Origin of the sequence: Pseudomonas sp. D3-27 (genome assembly GCF_051132165.1) — a bacterium.
Classification (GTDB): Bacteria; Pseudomonadota; Gammaproteobacteria; order Pseudomonadales; family Pseudomonadaceae; genus Aquipseudomonas.
In genome coordinates this window covers 1589339-1613666 of record NZ_CP071667.1, presented here as the reverse complement: position 1 = coordinate 1613666, position 24328 = coordinate 1589339, and the positions used below count along the sequence as shown (strand labels likewise).

General features: G+C 60.9%; 18 protein-coding genes. 7 read left to right on the top strand and 11 right to left on the bottom strand.

Features of this window, described 5'->3' with window-relative positions; genetic code table 11:
• Window positions 1-36: 36 nt before the first annotated feature.
• On the top strand, window positions 37-1335 hold the full coding sequence (locus J3P92_RS07660; RefSeq protein ID WP_434650252.1) for a mechanosensitive ion channel family protein: 1299 nt from the start codon (window positions 37-39) through the stop codon (window positions 1333-1335).
• Window positions 1336-1445: 110 nt separating this feature from the next.
• On the opposite strand, the gene J3P92_RS07655 is transcribed toward J3P92_RS07660, so the two are convergent.
• The 3 genes from J3P92_RS07655 to J3P92_RS07645 all read right to left on the bottom strand — a co-directional run bounded on the left by J3P92_RS07655 (window position 1446) and on the right by J3P92_RS07645 (window position 3718).
• Window positions 1446-2312, bottom strand: coding sequence for a carboxylate/amino acid/amine transporter (locus J3P92_RS07655; RefSeq protein WP_434650251.1), 867 nt, complete (start codon window positions 2310-2312; stop codon window positions 1446-1448).
• 341 nt (window positions 2313-2653) lie between these two features.
• The gene (locus J3P92_RS07650; RefSeq protein WP_434650249.1) at window positions 2654-3253 is read right to left on the bottom strand and encodes an FMN-dependent NADH-azoreductase; all 600 of its coding nucleotides are present in this window, start codon (window positions 3251-3253) and stop codon (window positions 2654-2656) included.
• 150 nt (window positions 3254-3403) lie between these two features.
• Entirely contained in the window at window positions 3404-3718 is a 315-nt protein-coding gene (locus tag J3P92_RS07645) for a 3-phosphoglycerate kinase (RefSeq protein ID WP_420766660.1), read from the bottom strand.
• Between the two features lie 50 nt (window positions 3719-3768).
• Here J3P92_RS07645 and J3P92_RS07640 point away from each other — a divergent pair, with 50 nt between their 5' ends.
• From J3P92_RS07640 to J3P92_RS07625, 4 genes are all read left to right on the top strand, one after another.
• Entirely contained in the window at window positions 3769-4692 is a 924-nt protein-coding gene (locus J3P92_RS07640) for a LysR family transcriptional regulator (RefSeq protein ID WP_256233402.1), read from the top strand.
• Between the two features lie 14 nt (window positions 4693-4706).
• Window positions 4707-5510, top strand: coding sequence for an alpha/beta fold hydrolase (locus J3P92_RS07635; protein WP_434650247.1), 804 nt, complete (start codon window positions 4707-4709; stop codon window positions 5508-5510).
• Between the two features lie 4 nt (window positions 5511-5514).
• Window positions 5515-6078, top strand: a complete 564-nt coding sequence (locus J3P92_RS07630) for a peptidylprolyl isomerase (protein ID WP_434562895.1) — start codon at window positions 5515-5517, stop codon at window positions 6076-6078.
• Window positions 6079-6162: 84 nt separating this feature from the next.
• Complete coding sequence (locus J3P92_RS07625; protein WP_434562893.1) at window positions 6163-7995, top strand: ABC transporter ATP-binding protein; 1833 nt, start codon at window positions 6163-6165, stop codon at window positions 7993-7995.
• A gap of 163 nt (window positions 7996-8158) precedes the next feature.
• On the opposite strand, the gene J3P92_RS07620 is transcribed toward J3P92_RS07625, so the two are convergent.
• The 5 genes from J3P92_RS07620 to aceK form a co-directional block, all read right to left on the bottom strand.
• The gene (locus J3P92_RS07620) at window positions 8159-9283 is read right to left on the bottom strand and encodes a GNAT family N-acetyltransferase (protein ID WP_434562891.1); all 1125 of its coding nucleotides are present in this window, start codon (window positions 9281-9283) and stop codon (window positions 8159-8161) included.
• 140 nt (window positions 9284-9423) lie between these two features.
• On the bottom strand, window positions 9424-10734 hold the full coding sequence (locus J3P92_RS07615) for an OprO/OprP family phosphate-selective porin (RefSeq protein ID WP_434650245.1): 1311 nt from the start codon (window positions 10732-10734) through the stop codon (window positions 9424-9426).
• 374 nt (window positions 10735-11108) lie between these two features.
• The gene (locus tag J3P92_RS07610; RefSeq protein WP_434650244.1) at window positions 11109-12230 is read right to left on the bottom strand and encodes a beta-ketoacyl-ACP synthase III; all 1122 of its coding nucleotides are present in this window, start codon (window positions 12228-12230) and stop codon (window positions 11109-11111) included.
• A 240-nt stretch (window positions 12231-12470) separates the two neighbouring features.
• Window positions 12471-16382 carry an ATP-dependent RNA helicase HrpA gene (gene hrpA, locus J3P92_RS07605; protein WP_434610162.1) on the bottom strand — a complete coding sequence of 1304 codons (3912 nt, stop codon included), beginning with the start codon at window positions 16380-16382 and terminating at the stop codon, window positions 12471-12473.
• 209 nt (window positions 16383-16591) lie between these two features.
• Entirely contained in the window at window positions 16592-18313 is a 1722-nt protein-coding gene (gene aceK / locus J3P92_RS07600; protein ID WP_434650242.1) for a bifunctional isocitrate dehydrogenase kinase/phosphatase, read from the bottom strand.
• A gap of 130 nt (window positions 18314-18443) precedes the next feature.
• Between aceK and J3P92_RS07595 the strand changes: the two genes are divergently transcribed.
• Window positions 18444-19352: a DMT family transporter gene (locus J3P92_RS07595; RefSeq protein WP_434650240.1), complete on the top strand. Its 909-nt coding sequence runs from the start codon at window positions 18444-18446 to the stop codon at window positions 19350-19352.
• Window positions 19353-19466: 114 nt separating this feature from the next.
• Here J3P92_RS07595 and J3P92_RS07590 read toward each other — a convergent pair whose 3' ends face one another.
• From J3P92_RS07590 to cysK, 3 genes are all read right to left on the bottom strand, one after another.
• Window positions 19467-20330 carry a DMT family transporter gene (locus J3P92_RS07590; protein WP_434650238.1) on the bottom strand — a complete coding sequence of 288 codons (864 nt, stop codon included), beginning with the start codon at window positions 20328-20330 and terminating at the stop codon, window positions 19467-19469.
• Between the two features lie 334 nt (window positions 20331-20664).
• Window positions 20665-21603 (bottom strand): aspartyl/asparaginyl beta-hydroxylase domain-containing protein, encoded by a 939-nt coding sequence (locus J3P92_RS07585; RefSeq protein WP_434650237.1) that lies wholly within the window; start codon window positions 21601-21603, stop codon window positions 20665-20667.
• 354 nt (window positions 21604-21957) lie between these two features.
• A complete protein-coding gene (gene cysK / locus J3P92_RS07580; protein ID WP_434610156.1) occupies window positions 21958-22932 on the bottom strand; it encodes a cysteine synthase A in 975 nt (324 codons plus the stop codon).
• Window positions 22933-23058: 126 nt separating this feature from the next.
• Here cysK and J3P92_RS07575 point away from each other — a divergent pair, with 126 nt between their 5' ends.
• The gene (locus J3P92_RS07575; RefSeq protein ID WP_434610153.1) at window positions 23059-24135 is read left to right on the top strand and encodes a DUF748 domain-containing protein; all 1077 of its coding nucleotides are present in this window, start codon (window positions 23059-23061) and stop codon (window positions 24133-24135) included.
• Window positions 24136-24328: the final 193 nt, after the last annotated feature.

Below are 24328 nucleotides of genomic sequence, written 5' to 3'. Positions count from 1 at the left end.
TTCGCCCCTCGCGCTCATAAAAGAACCGTCTCGCCCATGGATATCAAACAACTCTGGCTCAACCTCCAGGATTTCTGGGGCGCCCTTGATCAACATCCCATCCTGCATTCGAGCCTTGCGCTGGTGTTGCTGCTGGCGATCGCGCTGGTGCTTGGACGGGTGGCGCGCTATTTGATCCTGCACGGCGCCAAGCTGATCGGCCGCCAGCCGGCGCTGCACTGGGTCAACGACCTGCGCCAGAACAAAGTTTTTCATCGCCTGGCGCAGACAACGCCGTCGCTGATCATTCAGTTCGGCTTGCACCTGGTGCCAGGGCTGAGCAAGACCAGCATGATTTTCCTGGGCAATGTCGCGCTGTCCTTCACCATCCTGTTCATGTTGCTGGCCATCAGCGCCTTGCTCAGCGCCCTGCTGGACGTCTACGCCCGCACCGAACACGCGCGCACCCGCTCGATCAAGGGCTACGTGCAGCTAACGAAAATGGTGTTGTACGTGTTTGGCGCGATCATCATTGTCGCCACGCTGATCGATCGTTCGCCGCTGTTGCTGCTGTCGGGCCTGGGTGCGATGTCGGCGGTGATCCTGTTGGTCTACAAGGACACCCTGCTGTCGTTCGTCGCCAGCGTGCAGCTGACCAGCAACGACATGCTGCGGGTTGGCGATTGGATCGAAATGCCACAAGTGGGCGCCGACGGTGATGTAGTGGACATCACGCTGCACACGGTGAAGGTGCAGAACTTCGACAAGACCATCGTCTCGATCCCCACCTGGCGGTTGATGTCCGAGTCGTTCAAGAACTGGCGCGGCATGCAGCAATCCGGCGGACGACGGATCAAGCGCAGCCTGTTCATCGACGCCAGTGGCGTGCGCTTCCTGCATGACGACGAAGAGCAGCGCCTGTCCCAGGTTCGCCTGCTGACTGATTACATCGGCCGCAAACAGGCCGAGCTCAAGGCCTGGAACGAAGCCCAGGGCAACGTCGCGGCGATGTCGGCCAACCGTCGGCGCATGACCAACCTGGGCACCTTTCGCGCCTATGCCCTGGCCTATCTGAAAAGCCACCCCGAGATCCAGCCGAACATGACCTGCATGGTCCGGCAGCTACAGACCACCGCCCAAGGGATCCCGCTGGAGATCTACTGCTTCACGGGTACCACCGTGTGGGCCGACTACGAGCGCATCCAGGGGGATATTTTCGATTACCTGCTGGCGGTGATGCCGGAGTTCGGGCTGAGCTTGTACCAGCAGCCGAGCGGCACGGATTTGCGGGCGGGATTGCTGCCGGCGGCGCTGCGGGCGAGTCACTTGTCGGAGCCGGAGAAGCAGGCGGTCTAAAGCCAACCCCATTCGCCTGTGGGAGCGAGCTTGCTCGCGATAGCAGTGTGTCAGAAACATAGATGCTGACTGATACAACGCCATCGCGAGCAGGCTCGCTCCCACAGAGGTCAGCGTGTAACGAGCGGTTGGCGTACCCCCAACCGACTGATCCACACCGCCGCCAGTATCACCGAACCACCCAACACCAACCGCCCCAGCGCCTCGTGCTGGTTCCAGATCAGCAGGTTCACCAGCAACCCCACTGGCACGTGCAGGTTATTCATCACCGCCAGCGTGCCGCCGTTGACCAGGCACGCGCCTTTGTTCCACCAGTAGAGGCCCAACGCGGTGGAAACCAGGCCGAGAAAGACCAGCACGCCCCACTGCAACGGCGCTTGCGGCCAGAAGTCGGCTTTGCCGAACAGCAGGAACGCCGGCAACGCCACCATCAATGCACCGAGGTAGAAATAACCGAAACGCCGGTAATGCGGCAGATCGCTTGGGTGACGCGCCACCAAGTGCTTGTAAAGCACCTGCCCGGCCGCGTAGGTGAAGTTGGCCAGTTGCAGCAGCAGGAAACCCATGAGGAAGTCCGGGTTGATCCTGTCATAACGAATCACCGCCGCACCGGCCACGGCCACCAGTGCCGCAACCAATGCCCAGGGATTGAAGCGCCGATTGAGGGCGTCTTCGATCAAGGTCACGTGCAGGGGTGTAAGGATGGTGAACAGCAGCACTTCCGGCACCGTCAACACCCGGAAACTCAGGTAGAGGCAGACGTAGGTCACACCAAACTGCAAGGCACCGATCAAGAGCATGCCGCGCATGAACGACGGCTCGACCTGGCGCCAGCGCGTCAGGGGGATGAACACCAGCCCCGCCAGCACGACCCGCACCAGCACCGCGAAATAACTGTCGACATGCCCCGCCAGGTATTCGCCGATCAGGCTGAAGGAAAACGCCTGGATCAGCGTTACAAAAAGTAGATAGCCCATACCGCCCCTCGTTTTGAATGGCGGCGAAGATAGCGGGTTTTGGTGGTTGTCGCGAATCTCCGAACACTGAACCCTGTGGGAGCGAGCTTGCTCGCGATAGCGGCAGGCCGGCCAACATCTACATGGCTGATCCACCGCTATCGCGAGCAAGCTCGCTCCCACATGGGCATTCAGCGAATGGAATATCCCAGGCAAAAAAAAGCCCGATCTCGCTTAAGCGTTCAATCGGGCGGGTGCACTCAGGAGCTGTGAAAGTGCGAAGGGAGGTTCGATGCGCAAAACGGTTTGAAGGGAAGCGCCGAGTCACTAGAACACCCGGCGATTATCCGAGGATTAACGGCTCAGGCGACCTGGGAAAGCTTGGCGTTGGCCTGGTTCAAACCCTTCTCCTGGAAGTCGCCACCCAGGTTCATGCCCTCGGCGTGAATGAAGGTCACGTCGTGGATACCGATGAAACCCATCACTTGGCGCAGGTACGGTTCCTGGTGATCGGTGGCGCCGCCGGCGTGGATGCCGCCGCGAGCGGTGAGCACGAAGGCGCGCTTTTCGGTCAGCAGGCCTTGAGGACCGGTGGGGGTGTATTTGAAGGTCACACCAGCACGCAGCACATGGTCGAGCCAGGCCTTCAAAGTGCTGGGAATGGCGAAGTTGTACATCGGCGCCGCCATCACCAGGACGTCGGCGGCCAGCAGCTCGTCAGTCAGTTCGTTGGAGCGTTCCAGCGAAGCGTTCTCGATGTCGTTGCGTTGCTCGGCAGGCTTCATCCAGCCGCCCAGCAGGTTGGCATCCAGGTGCGGCACCGGATTGATTGCCAGGTCGCGGACGCTGATCTCATCGGCCGGGTGCGCGGCTTTCCACTGGCTGATAAACGTTTGGGTCAGTTGACGGGAAACCGAATCTTGCTGGCGGGCGCTGCTTTCGATGATCAGGACGCGGGACATGGCTTGTAGGCTCCATCTGAGAATGTTGTCAGTCGATGGAGTGAAGGTTAAGCGTGATCATATCGATGAAAAAGCGCAAATAATTGCTGCGAACCATCGATATTTTCGTTTATAAGCGGAGCAAGCTTTGTGATGCCGCCCCGCCGCTGGCTATTTCGGCTTGCAGGTCAGCTCGATGCGCAGCTTGATGATGTTGCGGTTGAATTTGGCGGTGGCGTTCTTGAACTTGCCGGCGGCGACTTCGATGTTGCGGGTGCGCGGCGCCTCCGGGCCGTTGCGGAACACTACTTTGCAGGTTGCATCGGTGCTGCCGTAGTTGTTGACCTGGATCGAGCCGATGTCGGCGTCGGTGTCATAGGCGTTGTAGTCGATGCTCAGGCCGTTGAGGTGTTTTTCCACATCGATCGGGTAGGCAAATGCAGTCAGCGGCAGCAGGGCCAGCACCGCACAACAGATTTTTTTCATTCGGCAGTCTCCACCAAGGGACCGCCAGCTTAGGACAAGAGGAGCTCAATATGAAAGCGCCCCGCGTGACCCTTGATCAATGGCGAACGTTGCAGGCGGTGGTGGACCACGGTGGTTTCGCCCAGGCCGCCGAAGTGCTGCACCGTTCGCAATCGTCGGTGAGCTACACCGTGGCTCGCATGCAAGACCAGCTCGGCGTGCCGCTGCTGCGCATCGATGGACGCAAGGCGGTGCTGACCGAGGCCGGCGGCGTGCTGCTGCGCCGCTCGCGGCAACTGGTGAAGCAGGCCAGCCAACTGGAAGACCTGGCCCACCATATGGAGCAAGGCTGGGAAGCGGAAGTGCGTCTGGTGGTGGATGCGGCCTACCCCAACGCCCGCCTCGTCCGCGCCCTCACGGCATTCATGCCACAAAGCCGGGGCTGCCGGGTGCGCCTGCGTGAAGAAGTGTTGTCGGGCGTCGAAGAAGTGCTGCTCGAAGGCGTGGCCGACCTGGCCATCAGCGGCTTCAGCATCCCTGGTTACCTGGGCGCGGAGTTGAGCGACGTCGAATTCGTCGCGGTGGCCCACCCCGAACATGCCCTGCATCGCCTCAACCGCGAACTGAGCTTCCAGGACCTGGAAAGCCAGCTGCAAGTGGTCATCCGTGACTCCGGTCGCCAGCAGCCCAGGGACGTCGGCTGGCTCGGTGCCGAACAACGCTGGACCGTAGGCAGCCTGGCCACCGCCGCGACGTTTGTCGGCAGCGGCCTGGGGTTCGCCTGGCTGCCGCGGCACATGATCGAACGAGAGCTCAAGGAAGGCTTGCTCAAGCGTCTACCCTTGGAGCAAGGAGGCAGCCGCAACTCGACTTTCTATCTGTTCTCCAACAAAGAAAAACCTCTGGGCCCGGCCACGCAAATCCTCATCGAGCTGCTGCGCACCTTTGATACCGCGCCGCTGGATGCGCCGTTCGCCGCTCCTGAACAAGCCTGACAAGGAACTCGCCGATGGCCTATTTTGCGCACGAAGGTTGCAACCTGCACTATGAGGAATATGGCCACGGCGCGCCCCTGGTGCTGGTCCACGGGTTGGGCTCCAGCACACGGGATTGGGAAAAGCAGATCCCGGTGCTGTCCGCCCGCTATCGCCTGATCGTGTTGGATGTGCGCGGACACGGTCGGTCCGACAAGCCGCGTGAGCGCTACAGCATCGAAGGGTTCAGCGACGACCTGAGCGCCCTGATCGATTACCTCGGCCTGGGCGCGGTGCATCTGGTGGGCTGGTCCATGGGCGGCATGATCTGCTTCCAACTGGCCGTGGACGAACCCGCGCGGGTCAAGAGCCTGTGCATCGTCAACAGCGCCCCGGAGGTCAAGGTCCGCACGCCCGACGATTGCTGGCAATGGTTCAAGCGCTGGAGCCTGATGCGGCTGCTCAGCCTGGAAACCATCGGCAAGGCCCTCGGTGCCAAGCTGTTCCCCAAACCTGAACAAACCGAGTTGCGCCTGGAAATGGCCCGGCGCTGGGCAATGAATGACAAACGTGCTTATCTGGCCAGCTTCGACGCCATTGTCGGCTGGGGCGTACAGGAACGCCTGTCGCAAGTTGTCTGTCCAACCCTCATCATTTGCGCCGACCACGACTACACCCCGGTGGCGCTGAAAGAAGCCTATTCAAAGCGTTTGCCTGACGCACGACTGGCAGTCATCACCGATTCACGGCACGCTACGCCGCTGGATCAACCCGAACGCTTCAACCAAACCCTGCTCGAATTCTTGATCGCAATCGATTCCACTACTCAGGATCACTGAACCCATGCTGAAAAAAATCGCCCTCGCCGCCGGCTCCGTCCTCTTTGCTGCCAACCTGATGGCCGCGCAACCGGCCAAGGCCCCTCACGTATTGCTGGACACCACCAACGGTCAGATTGAAATCGAACTGGACCCGGTCAAGGCCCCTATCAGTACCAAGAATTTTCTTGAGTACGTTGACAGCGGCTTCTACAACAACACGATTTTCCACCGTGTGATCCCGGGCTTCATGGCCCAGGGCGGCGGTTTCACCCAACAGATGCAACAGAAAGACACCAAGGCGCCGATCAAGAACGAAGCCAGCAATGGCCTGCACAACGTACGTGGCACCTTGTCGATGGCCCGCACATCCAACCCGGATTCGGCCACCAGCCAGTTCTTCATCAACGTGGCCGACAACGCCTTCCTGGATCCGGGTCGCGACGCTGGTTACGCGGTGTTCGCCAAGGTGGTCAAGGGGATGGACGTGGTGGACATCATCGTCAACTCCCAGACCACCACCAAGCAAGGCATGCAAAACGTGCCGGTCGACCCTGTGATCATCAAGTCGGCCAAGCGCATCGACTAAACCCACAGGGCAAGCCTGGGCGGCGTCGGCGATCCCGCGCCGCCCACAGCAAAAAAGGAGAGCCCTGCCCGGGCTAGGTACCCCATGGTTTATCGCCGTTTCGAAAAACTGATCGACATCTTCCGCGACGCCCCGACTTCGGCCCCGCCGAACCGCGTCCTGCCCTTTTACACGTATTACCTGAAACAGGTCTGGCCCAGCTTCGCCGTGCTGCTGGTGGTCGGCCTGATCGGCGCGCTGATCGAAGTGGCGCTGTTCAGCTACCTGAGCCGCATCATCGACCTGACCCAGGCCACGCCCAACGCAGAGTTCTTCAAGCTCCACGGCCTCGAACTGGCCTGGATGGCGGTGGTCGCACTGGTTCTTCGGCCGATTTTCGTCGCCCTGCATGACTTGCTGGTTCACCAGACCCTGAGCCCCAGCATGACCAGCCTGATCCGCTGGCAAAACCACAGCTATGTGCTCAAGCAGAGCCTCAACTTCTTCCAGAACGATTTTGCCGGGCGTATCGCCCAACGCATCATGCAGACCGGCAACTCGCTGCGGGACTCGGCGGTGCAGGCCGTGGATGCGTTGTGGCACGTGCTGATCTACGCCGTCAGCTCGCTGGTGCTGTTCGCCGAAGCCGATTGGCGCCTGATGATCCCGCTGTTGATGTGGATCGCCGCCTACATCGGCGCGCTCTATTACTTCGTCCCCCGGGTCAAGGAACGCTCGGTGGTGTCCTCCGATGCCCGTTCAAAGCTCATGGGGCGGATCGTCGATGGCTATACCAACATCACCACCCTGAAGCTGTTCGCCCACACCAACTTCGAACAGCAATACGCTCGCGAAGCCATCGAAGAGCAGACTCAAAAAGCCCAGCTCGCCGGTCGCGTCGTGACCAGCATGGATGTGGTCATCACCAGCATGAACGGGCTGCTGATCGTCGGCACCACAGCCCTGGCGCTGTGGCTGTGGACCCAGTCGCTGATCAGCGTCGGCGCGATTGCACTGGCCACCGGACTGGTGATCCGCATCGTCAACATGTCCGGCTGGATCATGTGGGTGGTCACCGGCATTTTTGAGAATATCGGCATGGTCCAGGACGGCTTGCAGACCATCTCCCAGCCCGTCAGCGTCACCGACCGAGATCAGGCCAAGCCGTTGGCGGTGGCCCAGGGCGAAGTGCGTTTCGAGCAGGTGGATTTTCACTACGGCAAGAAAAGCGGCGTGATCAGCGACCTCAACCTGGTGATCAAGCCGGGCGAGAAAATCGGCCTGATCGGCCCGTCCGGCGCCGGCAAATCGACCTTGGTCAACCTGCTGCTGCGCCTTTATGACGTGCAGGGCGGGCGCATCCTCATCGACGGCCAGGACATCGCCCACGTCGGCCAGGAAAGCCTGCGCGCACGCATCGGCATGATCACCCAGGACACGTCGCTGCTGCACCGTTCGATTCGCGACAACCTGCTTTACGGCAAGCCCGACGCCACCGACGCGCAACTCTGGGAAGCGGTACACAAGGCCCGGGCCGATGAATTCATCCCGTTGCTCTCAGACGCTGAGGGCCGCACCGGTTTCGATGCCCACGTGGGCGAGCGCGGCGTGAAGCTCTCTGGCGGCCAGCGTCAGCGCATCGCTATTGCCCGGGTGCTGCTCAAGGACGCGCCAATCCTGATCATGGACGAAGCGACCTCCGCGCTGGACTCGGAAGTCGAGGCGGCCATCCAGGAAAGCCTCGAGACGCTGATGCAAGGCAAAACCGTGATCGCCATCGCCCACCGCCTCTCCACCATCGCCCGGATGGACCGGCTGGTGGTGCTGGAGAAGGGTCGCATCGCCGAGACCGGCAGCCATGCCGAGTTGCTGGCCCAGGGCGGATTATACGCGCGGCTGTGGCAGCATCAGACGGGTGGGTTCGTCGGGATCGACTGAACCCTGGTTAGGTACAAACCCCCGTGGCGAGGGAGCTTGCTCCCGCTGGGTTGCGTAGCAGCCCCAAACTGTATCTGGCACTGCGATGTGTCAGATACACCGCAGGGGCCTGCTGCGCAGTCCAGCGGGAGCAAGCTCCCTCGCCGCCAAGCCTCAGACATCCTCAGCACTGCCGATAAGGCAGTGCCGTTTTCGCTTCTTCGGCATACGCCATCACGCCCTCATGCTCGCGCGCAAGAAAATCCGCCACCGCCGCTTTCAAGCCCGGATGGCGAAGGTAGTGCCATGAACGGGTGATCACCGGTTCGAAGCCGCGAATCAACTTGTGCTCACCCTGGGCCCCGGCGTCAAAACGCTGCACGCCGTTGGCAATCGCGTAGTCCATGCCTTGGTAGAAACACGTCTCGAAATGCAGCCGATCGAACTCTGCCAGGCAGCCCCAATAACGCCCATAAAAACTGTCGCCCGCCAACAGGCTGAACGCCATCGCCACCGGCCGTGAACCTTGCTTGGCCAGTACCACGCGAATGGCCTCGGGCATGCGCTCGGCCAGCAGGCTGAAAAAAGCACGGGTCAGATAAGGCGCCTGCCGACGCACCGCGTAGGTATTGGCGTAACAGGCGTAGACAAAATCCCACTGCGCCTCGTCCAATTGATGGCCTTCCAGCCATTCGAAATCAATGCCCTGCCCCGCCACCTGCTCGCGCTCCTTGCGCATCTGCTTGCGCTTGCGGGAACTGAGCGCGTCGAGGAAATCCTGGAAATCCCGATAGCCGCGATTCTGCCAGTGGTACTGGCAACCGATTCGCTGCAACCAGCCCTCCTGCCTGGCCAATGCCTCGTCGGTGAAGGCGTCGGTGAAGTTGATGTGGGCGCTGGATAGCCCTTCGATCTCCAGATAGCCCGGCAGGCTGCCCAGCAGTTCCAAGCCATCCTCAACACGCGCCGTCAGCAGTCGCGGGCCGCTCACCGGACTGAATGGCACCGCCGTCAGTAGCTTGGGGTAATAGTCGATGCCGGCCCGGGCACAAGCGTCGGCCCAGCCATGATCGAACACGTACTCACCGTAGGAATGCCACTTGCGATAGCTGGGCAAAGCCGCCAGCAGCCGCCCCTCTTCAAGGTGCAGCAGATGCTCGGGCTGCCACCCGGAATGCGAACCCAGGCTGGCGCTGTCTTCCAGGGCGGTGAGAAAAGCGTGGCGCAAGAAGGGTTGATTGACGGGCACCAGCGCGTCCCACTCATGTGGCGCGATGGCGGACAGGCTGTCCAAGACGTGAAGCGGCATGCGGTTCCCCGATATCCAGACGACGGATTGGGCGAGTATCGCCGATCCGAATCGCAAGGGGATAAAAAAACCCCGCCAGAGGCGGGGTTCAAAGGAGCTGTAACGGATGAAAGTGCAGCGGTGTATCAGGTCAAAATGGCTTAGAACACGTACTGGGCACGGACTACGAAACCGTCGCCATCATCATCGCCATTGGCGTTGGTGACTTTATCGGTCTTGGCCTTGACGTAGGCACCGGTGATTTTCACCGCTTCGTTGGCGTACCAGTTCACACCCAGGTTGTGCACCTTGGCTTCGGCATCGCCCACTTCGCGGGTCGCCGAGGCGGTGGTGATGTTGTCGTCTTCGACGGTCATGCTGTCGAAGCGGTAGAACACTTCCCAAGCGCCGATGGATTTGTTCTGAGGCTTGATGGCGTCGAATTTGCCGACTTTATAGCCACGGGATTCACCGGTGAGGGTGTAGGCACCCTGGACGTAGAAGCCGTGACCTTTTAGGTCTTCGAAGGCGTCGCTGTCAGCCTTGGTCTTGCGGCTGATGTATTCACCCTGGATAGACGCTGGGCCCATGGCGAAAGCGGCTTCCAGACCGAAGGCAGTGTCGGTGTCGTAGGAACCGGCCGGCGAGTTGTTGGCGCCGCCCAGGACCGGACGGTTGCCGTTAGGGCCGGCGTCATTGCCGCCCAGGGTTTCAACGCCACGCATGCCCAGACGGGAGCGATAACGAGCGTCGAATGCGGTGTCCGAAACGTCACGCGAGGCCACGTTCAAACCGAAGTGCAGCACGTTGCCAGCTTCGTGCATCGGGGCGAACACGAAACGACCATTGGCTTGCTTGATGCTGTTGCCGTCGGTGTCGTCGGTGTCTTTGCTGAACACACCAGCCGAGGCGTAGAACGAATCGGCGAAGGTGCTGGAAGCCTGGATGCCCAGGCCGTTCTGGTGGCCGTTGGCCCAGTCGATCAGGTCGTAGGCGGCATTACGCTCAGGTGCGGTGACCCATTTGGAGCTGGTGGCTTTTTCCAGGCCGAAATCCGGGTCGAAACGGCCGACCTTGATCGAAACCGGCTTGAAGCCGTTGTAGGCCAAGGAAGCTTCGTCGAAGTAGCCGTTATCGGAATCGCCGCTGTTGTGGGAGAAATCGTAGTTGATGGTGTAGGCCCAGTCCGTGTACAGCACACCGGACAACTCCAGGAAGCCACGGCGGATGTAAGCGGCATCGGCTTTGTCACCGTTGTCGGTGTAGATGCCATCGAACTGGCTGTAGTCAGCCTGCAAACGACCGCCGAGCTTGAAGCTGAACTCTTTGTCAGTGGTAGCGACCTCCAGGCCGCCCTTGGTCTTGACCACGATATCGGCGCCGTCAGTGGTCACGGTGCCGGCGAAAGCCTGGGCGGTTACTGCCATTGCCAGAGCGCTGGCGGCAAAACCTGCGAAGTGCTTACGGATCATCGAAGAATTCCCCTAGTTGGTAGTCTATGCGTTAGAAAACACGCGGAACTGGGCCCGCTGGTGTTGGGAGGGGATCTTGGCGATGGGGTGTGTCAGGCAAGTTGCTATCACATAAAGATTTTATGACAGCGGAACTTTTTACTTCGAAAGGGAATAACAAAAAAGCAGTTTCGAGAGAGGAGCCGCGCGCTGCAAGCTAGAACGCAGAAGAGCAAACCAAGCTGCTCCTGCGGCGAGGGAGCTTGCTCCCGCTCGGCTGCATAGCAGCCTCCAACTCTATCTGGCACTGCGATGTATCAGACAGGACGCTGGGGGCTGCTGCGCAGCCCAGCGGGAGCAAGCTCCCTCGCCACAGGTTAATCGAGCAGGTCAGTTCAACGCTTGCGCAGGATCACGCTGCCGATCGAATAGCCGGCGCCAAACGAGCTGAGCACCGCGACGGAGCCGCTGGGCAGGTCGTCCTGATACAGGTGGAACGAAATCACCGAGCCGGCCGAGCTGGTGTTGGCGTAGCGGTCGAGGATCACCGGGGCTTCCTCTTCGCTGGCCTCGCGTCCCAGCAACTTGCGCACGATCAGCTGGTTCATGCTCAGGTTGGCCTGATGCAGCCAGAATCGCTTCACTTCGCCGACGTTCAGCTGGTTTTCCTCCAGGTGGGCGCCGATCAGTTCAGCGACCATCGGGCAGACGTCACGGAACACCTTGCGACCTTCCTGGACGAACAGTTTGTCCCGGCTGCCAACGCCCTCTTCCGCCGCACGGTTGAGGAAACCGAAGTTGTTGCGGATGTTGTTGGAGAACTTGGTAAGCAGCTTGGTGCTGACCACATCGAACTGATACGGCGACGTGGCCTGGTCCGCCCGCTCGATGATCACGGCGGTGGCCGCGTCGCCGAAGATGAAGTGGCTGTCGCGGTCACGGAAATTCAGGTGGCCTGTGCAGACTTCCGGGTTGACCATGAGGATCGCCCGGGCCTGGCCCAGTTGAACGCTGTTGGCGGCGGCCTGGATGCCGAACGTCGCCGAAGAACAGGCCACGTTCATGTCGAAACCGAAACCTTCGATGCCCAGGGCTTCCTGAACTTCGATGGCGATGGCCGGGTAAGGACGCTGCAAGTTCGAACAGGCCACGATCACGCCGTCGATGTCGGCGGCGGTGCGACCGGCGCGTTCCAGGGCCTGCTTCGCCGCGCCGACGGCCATTTCGCAGAGCACCGACCACTCGTCATTGGAGCGCTCGGGCAGGCGCGGCGTCATGCGTTGTGGGTCGAGGATGCCGTCCTTGTCCATGACAAAGCGGCTCTTGATGCCCGACGCCTTCTCGATGAACGCGGCGTTGGATTCGGTCAATGCTTGCACTTCGCCGCGCTCGATGGCCTCGGCGTTATCGGCGTTGAACTGCGCGACGTAAGTATTGAAGGATTGCACCAGCTCTTCGTTGGAGATGCTGTTGGCCGGGGTGTACAGGCCGGTGCCGCTGATGACGACGTTATGCATGGTCGTGTCTCTATTCTGTTCAGGCAGAAAGTATTGGCACCGACGTACCAACACGCAAAGGGACTTTTCCCATCCCGGGGAAGCAGCCCTGGCATCGCTTTATTCCGATCCGCCCGTGACCTTGAAGAGCAAAACCACGGGACCGGTATTTATAGGCGCGAAGTTTGCCATAAACGCTGGCTTTTGGCCCATGTTCCCTTTTACCAGACAAGAATCCACAGGGAATAGGTGGTGGTCTGATCAACCCTCCACCAACCCCCACTGCTTACCCAGGCGCTTGTCGGAAATCGGCACCTTGGTCCCCAACTGCTGGGCGAACAGCGACACGCGGTATTCCTCCAGCCACCAACGGTAGAGCTCCAGTTGCGGGTCGCGCTTGCCTTCCTGGGCGTGTTTGCTGGCGCGGGCCTGGTATTGAGCCCAGAGATTGGAGAGCTCGCCGCTCCAGACCCGGTCCTTCTGGACCTGGCTGCCCAGCTTCTCGAAACGTTGCTCGATTGCCTTGAGATAGCGTGGCAGCTCCTTGAGCCATTGATGGGGGGTTTCCCGCACGAAGCCTGGGTACACCAAGTGGCCGAGCTGTTGCTTGATGTCGTTCAGCGCCACGGCCTGGGCCAGGTCGATCTTGCCCTTGAAGCGTTTTTGCAGGCCGTGCCAGAGCTTGAGGATGTCCAGGGTCAGCTTCGCCAGGCGTTCGGCGTGCTCGGTCCAGGCGCCGCGCTTGCGTTCGGCCAGGGCCGCCAGCGCGGCACCGTCACGGGGCAGGCTCGGCTCGCCTTCGAGGATGCAGCTGTCGAGGCTCGCCAGCAGGATGTCTTCCACCAGAGCGTCGACGCGCCCCAATTCACGATAGAGCAGGCCCAACTCCGTCAATCCCGGCAGCTTGCCACGGAGGAATTTCGCCGTTTCGGCCAATTGCTGCATGAGCAAACGCTGCAAGGCACGACGGTGCTGGAACTCGGCTTCGGCCGGGGTCGGGAAGCGCCCTTCCTTGACCACGCCGCCTTCTTCCACCAACGCCGGGTACACCGTCATCGACAACCCGGCGATCTTCTGCTGGGTTTTCTCGGCCACCGGTGCGAAGACTTTCGCCTCCACCGGTTCCTGGCTCTTGGCTGTTTGCGGCACGGCCAAGGCGGCCTGGCTGGCCTCGGCAAAACGCGCCGTCAGCTCGGCCAGGTCGCGGCCTTCACCGAGGAACTTGCCCTGGCCATCGACGATTTCCAGGTTCATGCGCAAATGGCTTTCTACCTGCTGCGCCGCTTCCGCCCAGGCGTCATCGCTGACCCGCGCACCGGTCATGCGCAGCAATTCGCGCCCCAGGGATTGCGGCAACGAACCTTCGGCAAACGTGATGCGTTGCAACGCGGCCTTGACGAAGTCCGGCACCGGCACGAAGTTCTTGCGCAAGGCCTTGGGCAGGTTGCGCACCAGCGCGATGCACTTGGCTTCGATCATCCCCGGCACCAGCCATTCCAGGCGCTCAGGTGGCAGCATCGGCAGCAGCGGCGCCGGTACACGCAACGTGACGCCGTCGCGGGGATGGTTGGGCTCGAAGTGATAGCTTAACGGCAACGTCAAGTCGCCGACGCGCAAGGTGTCGGGGTACTGGTTGGCCGTCACCTCGCTGGCCTCCCGGGCCAGCACGTCTTCTTCGCGCATGATCAACAGCTGCGGATCTTTCTGGCTGTTGATCCGATACCAGCTGTCAAACGTCGCGGTCTGATGAATTTCGGCAGGCAGGCGCGCGTCGTAGAAGGCGAACAGCGTTTCCTCGTCCGCGAGGATGTCGCGGCGACGGGCCTTGGCTTCGAGCTCGTCGAGTTGTTCAAGCAACCGCGTATTGGCGCTCAGGCACTTGGCCTTGGACTGGATCTCGCCACGCACCAGCGCCTCGCGGATGAACAATTCACGGGACACCACCGGGTCCACCGGCCCGTAGTGAACGGGCCGACGACCAACGACGATCAGCCCGAACAAGGTGATCTGCTCATAAGCCACCACTTGCCCGCGCTTCTTCTCCCAATGGGGCTCGAAGTGGTTTTTCTTGATCAGGTGCCCCGCCAGCGGTTCGATCCAGTCCGGCTCGATCTTCGCCACCATGCGCGCGTACAACTTGGTGGTTTCCACCAGTTCGGCGGTCATCAGCCACTGCGGACGCTTCTTGCCCAGGCCTGACGATGGATGGACCCAGAAGCGCCGCTGGCGAGCGCCGAGGTAATCGCCGTCTTCGGTTTTCTGGCCGATCTGGCTCAACAGCCCCGAGAGCACCGCCTTGTGCAGTTTCGGGTAATCGGCCGGCTCTTTGTTGAGGCTCAACTGCATGTCGCGGCAGATCAGGCTCAACTGGCGGTGGGAATCACGCCATTCGCGCAGGCGCAGGTAGTTGAGGAAGTTCTTGCGGCACCAGTTGCGCAGCGGGTTGGCGGTCAGGGCTTGGCGCTGTTCTTCGAAACCTCGCCACAGATTGACCAAGCCGGCGAAGTCCGAATCCGCGTCCTTCCATTGGGCGTGAGCCTGGTCGGCGGCCTGTTGGCGCTCGGGCGGACGCTCGCGCGGATCCTGGATCGACATGGCGCTGGCGACAATCAGCACTTCCTGCAGGCTGCCCAGCTTCGCTGCTTCCAACAGCATGCGGCCCATGCGCGGATCCACCGGCAAACGCGCCAATTGCCGACCCAACGGCGTCAATTGGCTGTTACGGTCCACCGCCGACAATTCTTGCAGCAGGTTGAATCCGTCGCTGATGGCCTTGCCGTCCGGCGGCTCGATGAACGGGAAATCGGTGATCTCGCCGAGACGCAGGTGCAGCATCTGCAGGATCACCGCCGCCAGGTTGGTGCGCAGGATTTCCGGATCGGTGAATTCAGGGCGACTGATGAAATCCTCTTCGCTGTACAACCGCACGCAGATCCCCGGCTCGACCCGCCCGCAACGGCCTTTGCGCTGGTTGGCGCTGGCCTGGGATATGGCTTCGATGGGCAGGCGCTGGACCTTCGCGCGATAGCTGTAGCGGCTGATGCGCGCGGTGCCGCTGTCGATTACGTAGCGGATACCCGGCACGGTCAATGAGGTTTCGGCGACGTTGGTGGCCAGCACCACTCGACGGCCCGGGTGGGACTGGAAGATCCGTTGTTGTTCGGCCGGCGACAAGCGCGCGTACAGCGGCAGGATCTCGGTGTGCTTGAGTTGGGCCTTGCGCAGCATTTCCGCGGCGTCGCGAATCTCCCGCTCGCCCGGCAGGAACACCAGCACGTCGCCGGGGCTGCGCCGTTCGCTGCGCTCGTAGGCAGCGATTTCGTCGAGGGTGGCGAGAATCGCCTGGTCGACGGTCAAGTCATCCTCGACCCGGTTACCCTCCTCGTCTTGCTCAAGGGTCAGCGGGCGATACCAGGTTTCCACCGGGAAGGTGCGGCCCGAGACTTCAACGATGGGGGCGTCATCGAAGTGCTTGGAGAAACGCTCCAGGTCGATGGTCGCAGACGTAATGATGACTTTCAGATCGGGGCGACGCGGCAACAGGGTCTTGAGGTAGCCCAGCAGGAAGTCGATATTCAGGCTGCGCTCGTGGGCTTCGTCGACGATGATCGTGTCGTAGCGTTCGAGGTAGCGGTCGTTCTGGGTTTCCGCCAGCAGGATGCCATCGGTCATCAACTTGATGAGCGTGTTGGCGTCGCTCTGGTCCTCGAAACGCACCTGATAACCCACCAGCGCCCCCAGGGGGGTCGCCAGCTCTTCGGCGACACGGCTCGCCACGCTGCGGGCGGCGATGCGGCGTGGCTGGGTGTGACCGATCAAACCCTGCTGGCCACGGCCGATCTCCAGGCAGATCTTCGGCAACTGGGTGGTTTTGCCCGAGCCGGTTTCGCCGGCGATGATCAGCACCTGATGCTTGAGCAGCGCCTCCTTGATCTCGTCGCGCTTGGCGGCGATCGGCAAGTTGTCGTCGTAGCGAATCGACGGCACGCTCGCCTTGCGCGCCAGCACCAGGTCGCACGACGCTTGCATCCGCGCTACCCACTGGGCCAGCTTGGCCTCGTCGGGCTTCTTGCGCAGCTCGAGCAACTGCCGCCGCAACCGGTGCCGGTCGGCGAGCATGGCGTGATCGAGGTTTTTCAGCAGTTTGTCGATAGCGGGGGTTTGGTCAGTCATCAGGTACGCAGGGTTCGTCGGTTTGAGCGAGGGGGCGATTGTCGCAGATTTGCGGCTATTGCGCCGAACACCAGAAGTGGCCTCACCACCGTCCCCTTGTGGAACGAGCTTGCTCGCGATAGCGGTGGATCAGCAATCGTTGATGTTAACTGGCACACCGTCATCGCGAGCAAGCTCGCTCCCACAGGTGGCTTTTGCTTGCCTGCTGGTTATTCGCTGTCCAAGTCTTTACGCCGATACGGGAACACATCGATCACCTTTCCCGCCCGGATCGCGTCCTGCAGGCCTTTCCAGTAGTCAGCGTTGTACAACTCGCCGTGCAACTGGTCGAACAGCTTGCGCTGCCCGGCGTCGGCGAACAGGAACGGCGGGAACTCTTCAGGGAAAACGTCCAGCGGGCCGATGGAATACCAGGGCTCGGACGCCATCTCATCTTCCGGCGTGCGCGGCTGGGGGATATGGCGGAAGTTGGCCTCGGTGAGAAAGCAGATCTCATCGTAATCGTAGAACACCACGCGGCCATGGCGGGTTACGCCGAAGTTCTTGAGCAGCATGTCGCCGGGAAAGATATTGGCGGCCGCCAGTTGCTTGATCGCCAGGCCATAATCTTCCAGCGCCTCGCGCACCTGAGCTTCGTTGGCGTTTTCCAGGTAGAGGTTCAGAGGCGTCATCCGGCGTTCGGTCCAGCAGTGGCGGATCAACACCGTGTCGCCCTCCACCGACACCGTGGACGGCGCCACATCCAGCAGTTCTTCCAGGCAGGCCGGCTCGAATTTGCTCAGGGGGAAGCGGAAGTCGGCGAACTCCTGGGTGTCGGCCATGCGCCCGACCCGGTCAACGCTTTTCACCAATCGGTATTTCTCGATGACCGTGGCCCGGTCGACGTTCTTCGACGGCGAGAAACGGTCCTTGATGATCTTGAACACAGTGTTGAAGCCCGGCAGGGTGAACACGCTCATGACCATGCCGCGCACGCCCGGCGCCATGATGAACTGGTCATCGGTGTTCGCCAGGTGGTTGATCAGCGCCCGGTAGAACTCCGACTTGCCGTGCTTGTAGAAACCAATCGAAGTGTACAGCTCGGCAATGTGCTTGCCCGGCAGGATGCGCTTGAGAAAGCCAATGAATTCCGCCGGCACCGGCACGTCCACCATGAAATACGAACGGGTGAACGAGAAGATGATCGACACCTGCGCCTCGTCGGTGATCAGCGCGTCGATCTGGATACCCCGGCCTTCGCGGTGCAGCAACGGGATCACCAGGGGCCACTGATCGTCACGGGTGTAGATGCGGCCCACCAGGTAGGCGCCCTTGTTGCGATAGAGCACCGAAGAAAACAGTTCGACCGTCAGTTCCGGGTCCTTGCAGACCCAATCCGGCAGGTTTTCGCGTAGCTGGCTTTCGAGACGTCGCAGGTCGCCGGGCAGGTCGGCGTACTCTTCACTGAAGCGATAATCGGCAAAGATCGCCGCGAGCATTTTGTCCAGTTGCCCTTCGGGTTTATAGGTGCGGGTCTGGGCCGCGCGAGCACGACGCAGGCTCGGCCGGGTCGTGTGGATGAACATGGTGCCGTCACTGATCAGATCATGGCTGAACAGGCCGCAGAAGATCGAGTTGTACCAGGTCTCCGACAATTCATCGTCGAAGCGCAGGTCGATCAGGCTGATATAGGCGCTCTTCACCAATGGCCAGCAACCAACGTCCATCAAGGCCTCGGCGCTAAAGGCCTGGCGCAACCGGGCGACGGTTTCGAAGACTTTTTCTTCATACAGATTGATGCGCGCCGCCGAGGCCGCCTGCGCCTCCAACCATTGCGCCTGCTCGAACCGGGCGCGAGCGCCGTCGGTGATCTGCCGGAAATGCTCACGATAATCGTCGAAACCGTCGAGGATCGAACGGGCGATATCGGTCGCGGGCCATGGCTGCGGCATAGGGTAAACCTCGGCGGGTCATGCTTGTTATTGGCGACTGAGCTTAGAGGCCAATCCCTGGGCAACGCAACCATTGCCATCGGTGTTTAGCGGGGTGACACTTGCGACCCGATCAAGGAAGGATGCACCCGTGAACCTCGTCGATATCCTGCGCTTGCTGTCACTGGCCGCCATCTGGGGCGCGAGCTTCTTGTTCATGCGCATTATCGCTCCGGTCATCGGTACGATTCCCACGGCTTTCTTTCGCGTCTCCATTGCCTTCGTCGGCCTGCTGGTCATTCTTGCGCTGATGCGTGTCGACTGGAATTTTCGCGGCAAGCTAAAAGCCGTGATGGTTTTGGGCTTGATCAATTCCGGCATTCCCGCAACGTTCTACTCCCTGGCGGCCCAAGTGTTGCCGGCGGGCTACTCGGCGATCTTCAACGCGACGACGCCGCTGATGGGCGTGCTGATCGGTGGGTTGTTTTTCCGTGAGCCACTCACGGCGGCCAAGGTCAGCGGGGTTTTTCTCGGCCTGATGGGCGTCGCGATCCTCACCCGCGCAGGTCCGGTGGCGTTCGACCAGCAACTGTTGATGGGCGCCCTCGCCTGCCTGCTCGCCACGACCTGCTATGGCTTTGCCGGTTTTCTGACCCGGCGCTGGCTCGATCATCAAGGCGGGCTGGACAGCCGCTTGTCCGCCCTTGGCAGCATGTTCGGCGCCATGATCTTCCTGTTGCCGCTGTTTGGCTACAGCGTGATCACCCAACCACCGGCCAGCTGGGGCGGCTGGAGCGTATGGCTGTCGCTGCTGGGCCTGGGCCTGGTGTGTACGGCGCTGGCGTACATTCTTTATTTCCGCTTGCTCAGCTCCATTGGCCCAGTCAAATCCATGACAACGACCTTTCTGATCCCGCCGTTCGGCGTGCTGTGGGGCGCATTGCTGCTGGATGAGCCACTGGGCATGGCCCATGTGTATGGCGGGGTGTTGATTGCGGCGGCGTTGTGGTTGGTGTTGAAGCCTGGGGTGGTCAAGCCGGTTGGAGCGTCTGCCCGGTAATTCATCGGTGTAGCGGAGTAGGCCATCGCGAGCAAGCTCGCTCCCACAGGGTTATGCGCAGCCTTTTGTGGGAGCGAGCTTGCTCGCGATAGCGGTGGAACTGCCAGCGATCAGCTAGCGACTTTTACGAAACACAAACACCAACCCCACGATGATCAACCCCATCCCCAGCAAGCTCAACAACGCCAACCGGTTGCCGAACACCAGGTAGTCCATGATCGCCGTCACCGCCGGCACCAGGTAGAACAGGCTGGTGACGTTGACCAGATTGCCCCGGGCGATCAGCCGGTACAGCAGCAACGTCGCCAGCACCGACACCACCAGCCCCATCCACAACACCGGCACGATGAAACCAGCGCTGCGCTCGAAGTGGAAGGGTTGGAACGGCACGAACACCGAGCACAACACCAGCCCGGCCAGGTACTGCACCGGCAGCGTGCCCAGTGGGTTGTCGGTGATGCGCTTCTGCATGATGGAGCCCGCCGTCATGCTCACCAGCGCCAGCAACCCGCACAGCATGCCCGCCAGGGACATACCGGCCAGGCCAATGCCTTGGTAAACCACCATCACCAACCCCACCAGCCCCAGCGCCAGGCCGAACATGCGCTGCCAGGAACGCTGACGCTCCATGAGCACCACGGTAAGGATCGGCTGCACGCCCATGAGCGTCGCCATTACTCCAGGGGTGACGTTCAGTTGCAGCGCCAGCAGATAGAAAATCTGATAGGCGCCCAACAGCACCAGTCCCGTCGCCGCCGCGTACAGCATCGGCTTGCCGGTGCCGGGCAGCTTGAACTTCAACATGGGGATCAACAGCACCAATGCGCACAACGCGATGGCGAAGCGGATCAGCAGGAAGGCGAAAGGTGACGCGTGGGCCAGGCCCAATTTGGAGAAGATCGCCCCGCTGCTCCACAACAGAACGAACAGGCTCGTGGAAGCCGTCGCCAATAAGGCGTTTCTGGAAAAGGAAAACATGAAAACCACCTGTAGTCAGGCAAAAAGCCAACTCAGCCGAAGCTGAAATCCAGTCGTTTTTTCAGGCGGGCGCAGGGAACGGCAACCGTTGCCGATCAGCCCTGAACGCCAACACCCGGCGGTGATACGCAGGCGTATACCGGTGAGCGACTGACAGGTGGAGGGTATTGACCGATCTGCTCAGGCGACCTTTTCCCGCACGGCACGACGCCAGCGTTGAACGCTGGGACCACGACCGCGGTGACTGGGAATGAAGGCATGAGCCGATCTCTTGGAGGGTGGGTTCGAAAACCGAGCGCTGACTATAACCAGCGCTCGACATGTAACGCAATGTTTAAACAAACAACCAGTAGCCGAGCGCCGTCAGCACAGCCACTGCCAGCACCGGACGCATCACCCGATACGCCTTGGGGTGCTTGCGCTTGAATTGCTTGACCCTACCGCTGATGCCGTCACTGAACGACTTGCTCCAGGCGTAGGCCCGGTTGATACCGCCGACGCGTTCGTCGTCGAGGTTCTGCGGCGCGGTAGCGCGGCCAAGGAATGCACTGATAGCGCGATTGAGACGAGTCATCAGCGGGTTTTTAAGTGGACGCTCGACATCGCAGAACAGGATAACGCGGGTCTGCGGCGTTTCGTTCTTGACCCAGTGCACGTAGGTTTCGTCGAACATGACGTCTTCACCGTCGCGCCAGGCGTAGATTTGTCCGTCTACGAAGATCCGGCAATCATCGGAGTTGGGCGTGGACAACCCGAGGTGATAGCGCAGGGACCCAGCGAACGGATCGCGATGGGGGTTCAGGTGACTGTCGCCCGGCAGCAGGGCAAACATCGCGCCCCGAACGTTGGGAATTCGATTGACCAGCTCAACGGTCCTTGGGCAGAGCTGCTTCGCCGAGGGCAGCGGCTTGTCATACCACTTGAGATAGAAGCGCTTCCAGCCCTTCTTGAAGAAAGAGCCGAAGCCGGCATCGTTGTTCTTCTCGGCGGCGCGAATATAACCCTCGTCGAACAGGCGCATGGCTTCGTCGCGGATCACTTGCCAGTTCTCCTTGAGCACATCCAGCTCTGGGAACTGGCTGCGATCCAGATAAGGTTTGGACGGCACGTTGGAGAACAAGTACATCAGGGCGTTATAGGGCGCGAAGAATGCCGAGTGGTTGACGAACTGGCGCAGGACAGGCAAACGCGCCTTGCCACGTAAATGCACGTAAAGCGTGCTGCCCAAAAACAGCAGCAATACCGAAGCCTTCGCGACAAACGAAACGGTCATTTCTTTTTCAACTCCTTGTTTAAATGCAACTTGCGCTACGCCATCTGCCCGACGCGGCGGCCGGCCATGTTAAATATCCCTGTCCAGGTTAAACATCGCCGGAGGCGACATTCACTGTTGAGAGAAATGCAACAAAGCCTTTGTTACCATGCGTCGCCTGAACCTTGGCTGACGCACTCTCAAACGTGACTCCTTTTCGTGGCGAGGGAGCTTGCTCCCGCTCGACTGCGCAGCAGTCGCCTCCAACCGCAAGGATCGCCGGGGCGCGCTTCGCACGCCAGCGGGAGCAAGCTCCCTCGCCACATGGATCAAGCTTCCCCTCCACAGAAAGCTATTTCGCCATTGCACAAAGGCTTACTGCTGGGTCTCCTGCTCGGTAAACAAGTCACTGAACAACATGCTCGACAGGTATCGTTCGCCCGAATCCGGCAGGATTACCACGATGGTCTTGCCCTGCATTTCCGGCTTTTCCGCCAGGCGTGCCGCCACGGCCATCGCCGCGCCGCATGAGATGCCGCAGAGAATTCCCTCTTCCTGCATCAAGCGCAGGGCCATGGCCTTGGACTCGTCATCGGTCACCCGCTCCACCTGATCGACGATCGACAGATCGAGGTTCTTCGGCACGAAGCCCGCGCCGATACCCTGGATCTTGTGGGGGCTGGGCTTGATTTCCTGCCCCGCCATCACCTGGGTAATCACCGGGGAAGCCTCGGGCTCTACCGCCACCGACAGGATCGGTTTGCCGCACGTATTCTTGATATACCGCGAGACACCGGTAATGGTTCCGCCCGTCCCGACGCCCGCGACCAGAACGTCCACCGCGCCATCGGTGTCGTTCCAGATTTCCGGGCCGGTGGTTTTCTCGTGGATCGCCGGGTTGGCCGGATTCTCGAACTGCTGCGGCATGAAGTATTTCGAGGGGTCGCTGGCCATGATCTCTGCGGCTTTCTCGATGGCACCTTTCATGCCCTTGGCCGGCTCGGTGAGCACCAGTTCCGCCCCCAGGGCCTTGAGCACCTTGCGCCGCTCGATGCTCATGGACGCCGGCATGGTCAGCATCAATTTATAGCCACGGGCGGCGGCCACGAATGCCAGGCCAATGCCGGTGTTGCCCGAAGTTGGTTCGACGATGGTCATGCCAGGCTTGAGTTTGCCGGAGCTTTCGGCGTCCCAGATCATGTTCGCGCCTATCCGGCACTTGACCGAATAACCCGGGTTGCGCCCTTCGATCTTGGCCAGGATGGTCACGCCGCGCGGGGCGATGCGATTGATCTGCACCAGTGGCGTATTGCCAATGGAATGGGCGTTGTCAGCGTATATACGACTCATGACCGGGTCCTTAATGCAGAGGGAATTTAGCGCTTAAAGGTAAGCCTGTTGCCCAAAGGCGTCCAGTTGCACCGAACGTTCCCGTTGTTACAAGAGTCAATGGCTTTAACAACGGAGACTACTGTCATGAAGCGTCGATACAGCTGGCCACTGTGGGCCTTCGTCGCCATCGTTGCGCTGTTGGTGGCCCTGCATTTCGCATTGCCTTACCTGGTGCGCAACTACCTCAACGACAAACTGGCGGACATGGGTGATTACCGCGGCCAGGTCGTCGATGTAGACCTGGCCCTCTGGCGTGGAGCCTACCGGATCAATGGCTTGAAGATCGTCAAGGTCGACGGCAAGGTGCCGGTGCCATTCGTCGATGCTCCGGTGGTCGACCTGTCCGTGAGCTGGCACTCGCTGTGGTATGACCATGCGGTGGTGGCCGAAGTGGAATTTGCCCGTCCCGAAGTCAACTTCGTCGACGGCGGGGCCGACCGGCAGAACTCCCAGACCGGCCAGGGCACCAACTGGCGCGAGCAGTTGAGCAAACTGTTGCCTATCACCTTCAACGAAGTGCGCCTGCGGGATGGCAAGGTCACCTTTCGCAATTTCAACTCCAAGCCACCGGTCAACCTGCGGGCCACAGAGGTCAACGCCAGCTTCTATAACCTGACCAACGTGGTCGACACCGAAGGCAAGCGCGACGCCCGGTTCGAGGGCAAGGCCCTGGTGGCCGAACACGCGCCCCTGGAGGTGCAAGCGACCTTCGATCCCTTGAGCAATTTCGAGGACTTCGACTTCCGCCTGCGGGCCAGAAACATCGAGTTGAAACGCCTGAACGACTTTGCCGCGGCCTATGGGAAATTCGACTTCAATGCCGGTCACGGCGATCTGGTGGTCGAAGCCGAAGCTGACAATGCTCGGCTCAGCGGCTACATCAAGCCGCTGCTTCGCGACGTCGACGTGTTCGATTGGCAGCAGGACGTGGAGAACGAGAAAAAGAACATCTTCCGCTCGGTCTGGGAAGCCTTGGTCGGCACGGGCGAAACGGCCCTGAAAAATCAGAGCAAGAACCAGTTCGCCACGAGGGTGGAGCTGAGTGGCAACGTGCATCAGCAGAACATCAGTGCCTTCGAAGCCTTCCTGCAAATCCTGCGCAACGGTTTCGTACAGGCCTTCAATGCCCGGTACGAGCAACCGCCGCCTTCCAAAGATTAGATCTTGCGTTATTGGTGGCGAGGGGATACATCCCCGCCAGGGTGCGAAGCGGCCCCAAACCAGGCAACTCGGTGTGCAAGGTAAAACGGGTTCACTGCCTTAGGGCTGCTGCACAGCCCAGCGGAGCGGTGTGACGTTTCGCTTAATCCCCTCGGCACAAGACTGAGTCAACATGTGACGCTCCATTCAGAGA

Coding starts and splice junctions, on each gene's coding strand:
- J3P92_RS07635 (WP_434650247.1), top strand. CDS start 4,707: ATGGCCTATTTTGCGCACGAAGGTTGCAACCTGCACTATGAGGAATAT.
- cysK (WP_434610156.1), bottom strand. CDS start 22,932: ATGAGTCGTATATACGCTGACAACGCCCATTCCATTGGCAATACGCCA.
- J3P92_RS07615 (WP_434650245.1), bottom strand. CDS start 10,734: ATGATCCGTAAGCACTTCGCAGGTTTTGCCGCCAGCGCTCTGGCAATG.
- J3P92_RS07585 (WP_434650237.1), bottom strand. CDS start 21,603: ATGACCGTTTCGTTTGTCGCGAAGGCTTCGGTATTGCTGCTGTTTTTG.
- hrpA (WP_434610162.1), bottom strand. CDS start 16,382: ATGACTGACCAAACCCCCGCTATCGACAAACTGCTGAAAAACCTCGAT.
- J3P92_RS07660 (WP_434650252.1), top strand. CDS start 37: ATGGATATCAAACAACTCTGGCTCAACCTCCAGGATTTCTGGGGCGCC.
- J3P92_RS07630 (WP_434562895.1), top strand. CDS start 5,515: ATGCTGAAAAAAATCGCCCTCGCCGCCGGCTCCGTCCTCTTTGCTGCC.
- J3P92_RS07610 (WP_434650244.1), bottom strand. CDS start 12,230: ATGCATAACGTCGTCATCAGCGGCACCGGCCTGTACACCCCGGCCAAC.
- J3P92_RS07575 (WP_434610153.1), top strand. CDS start 23,059: ATGAAGCGTCGATACAGCTGGCCACTGTGGGCCTTCGTCGCCATCGTT.
- J3P92_RS07640 (WP_256233402.1), top strand. CDS start 3,769: ATGAAAGCGCCCCGCGTGACCCTTGATCAATGGCGAACGTTGCAGGCG.
- J3P92_RS07590 (WP_434650238.1), bottom strand. CDS start 20,330: ATGTTTTCCTTTTCCAGAAACGCCTTATTGGCGACGGCTTCCACGAGC.
- J3P92_RS07655 (WP_434650251.1), bottom strand. CDS start 2,312: ATGGGCTATCTACTTTTTGTAACGCTGATCCAGGCGTTTTCCTTCAGC.
- J3P92_RS07645 (WP_420766660.1), bottom strand. CDS start 3,718: ATGAAAAAAATCTGTTGTGCGGTGCTGGCCCTGCTGCCGCTGACTGCA.
- J3P92_RS07625 (WP_434562893.1), top strand. CDS start 6,163: ATGGTTTATCGCCGTTTCGAAAAACTGATCGACATCTTCCGCGACGCC.
- J3P92_RS07620 (WP_434562891.1), bottom strand. CDS start 9,283: ATGCCGCTTCACGTCTTGGACAGCCTGTCCGCCATCGCGCCACATGAG.
- aceK (WP_434650242.1), bottom strand. CDS start 18,313: ATGCCGCAGCCATGGCCCGCGACCGATATCGCCCGTTCGATCCTCGAC.
- J3P92_RS07650 (WP_434650249.1), bottom strand. CDS start 3,253: ATGTCCCGCGTCCTGATCATCGAAAGCAGCGCCCGCCAGCAAGATTCG.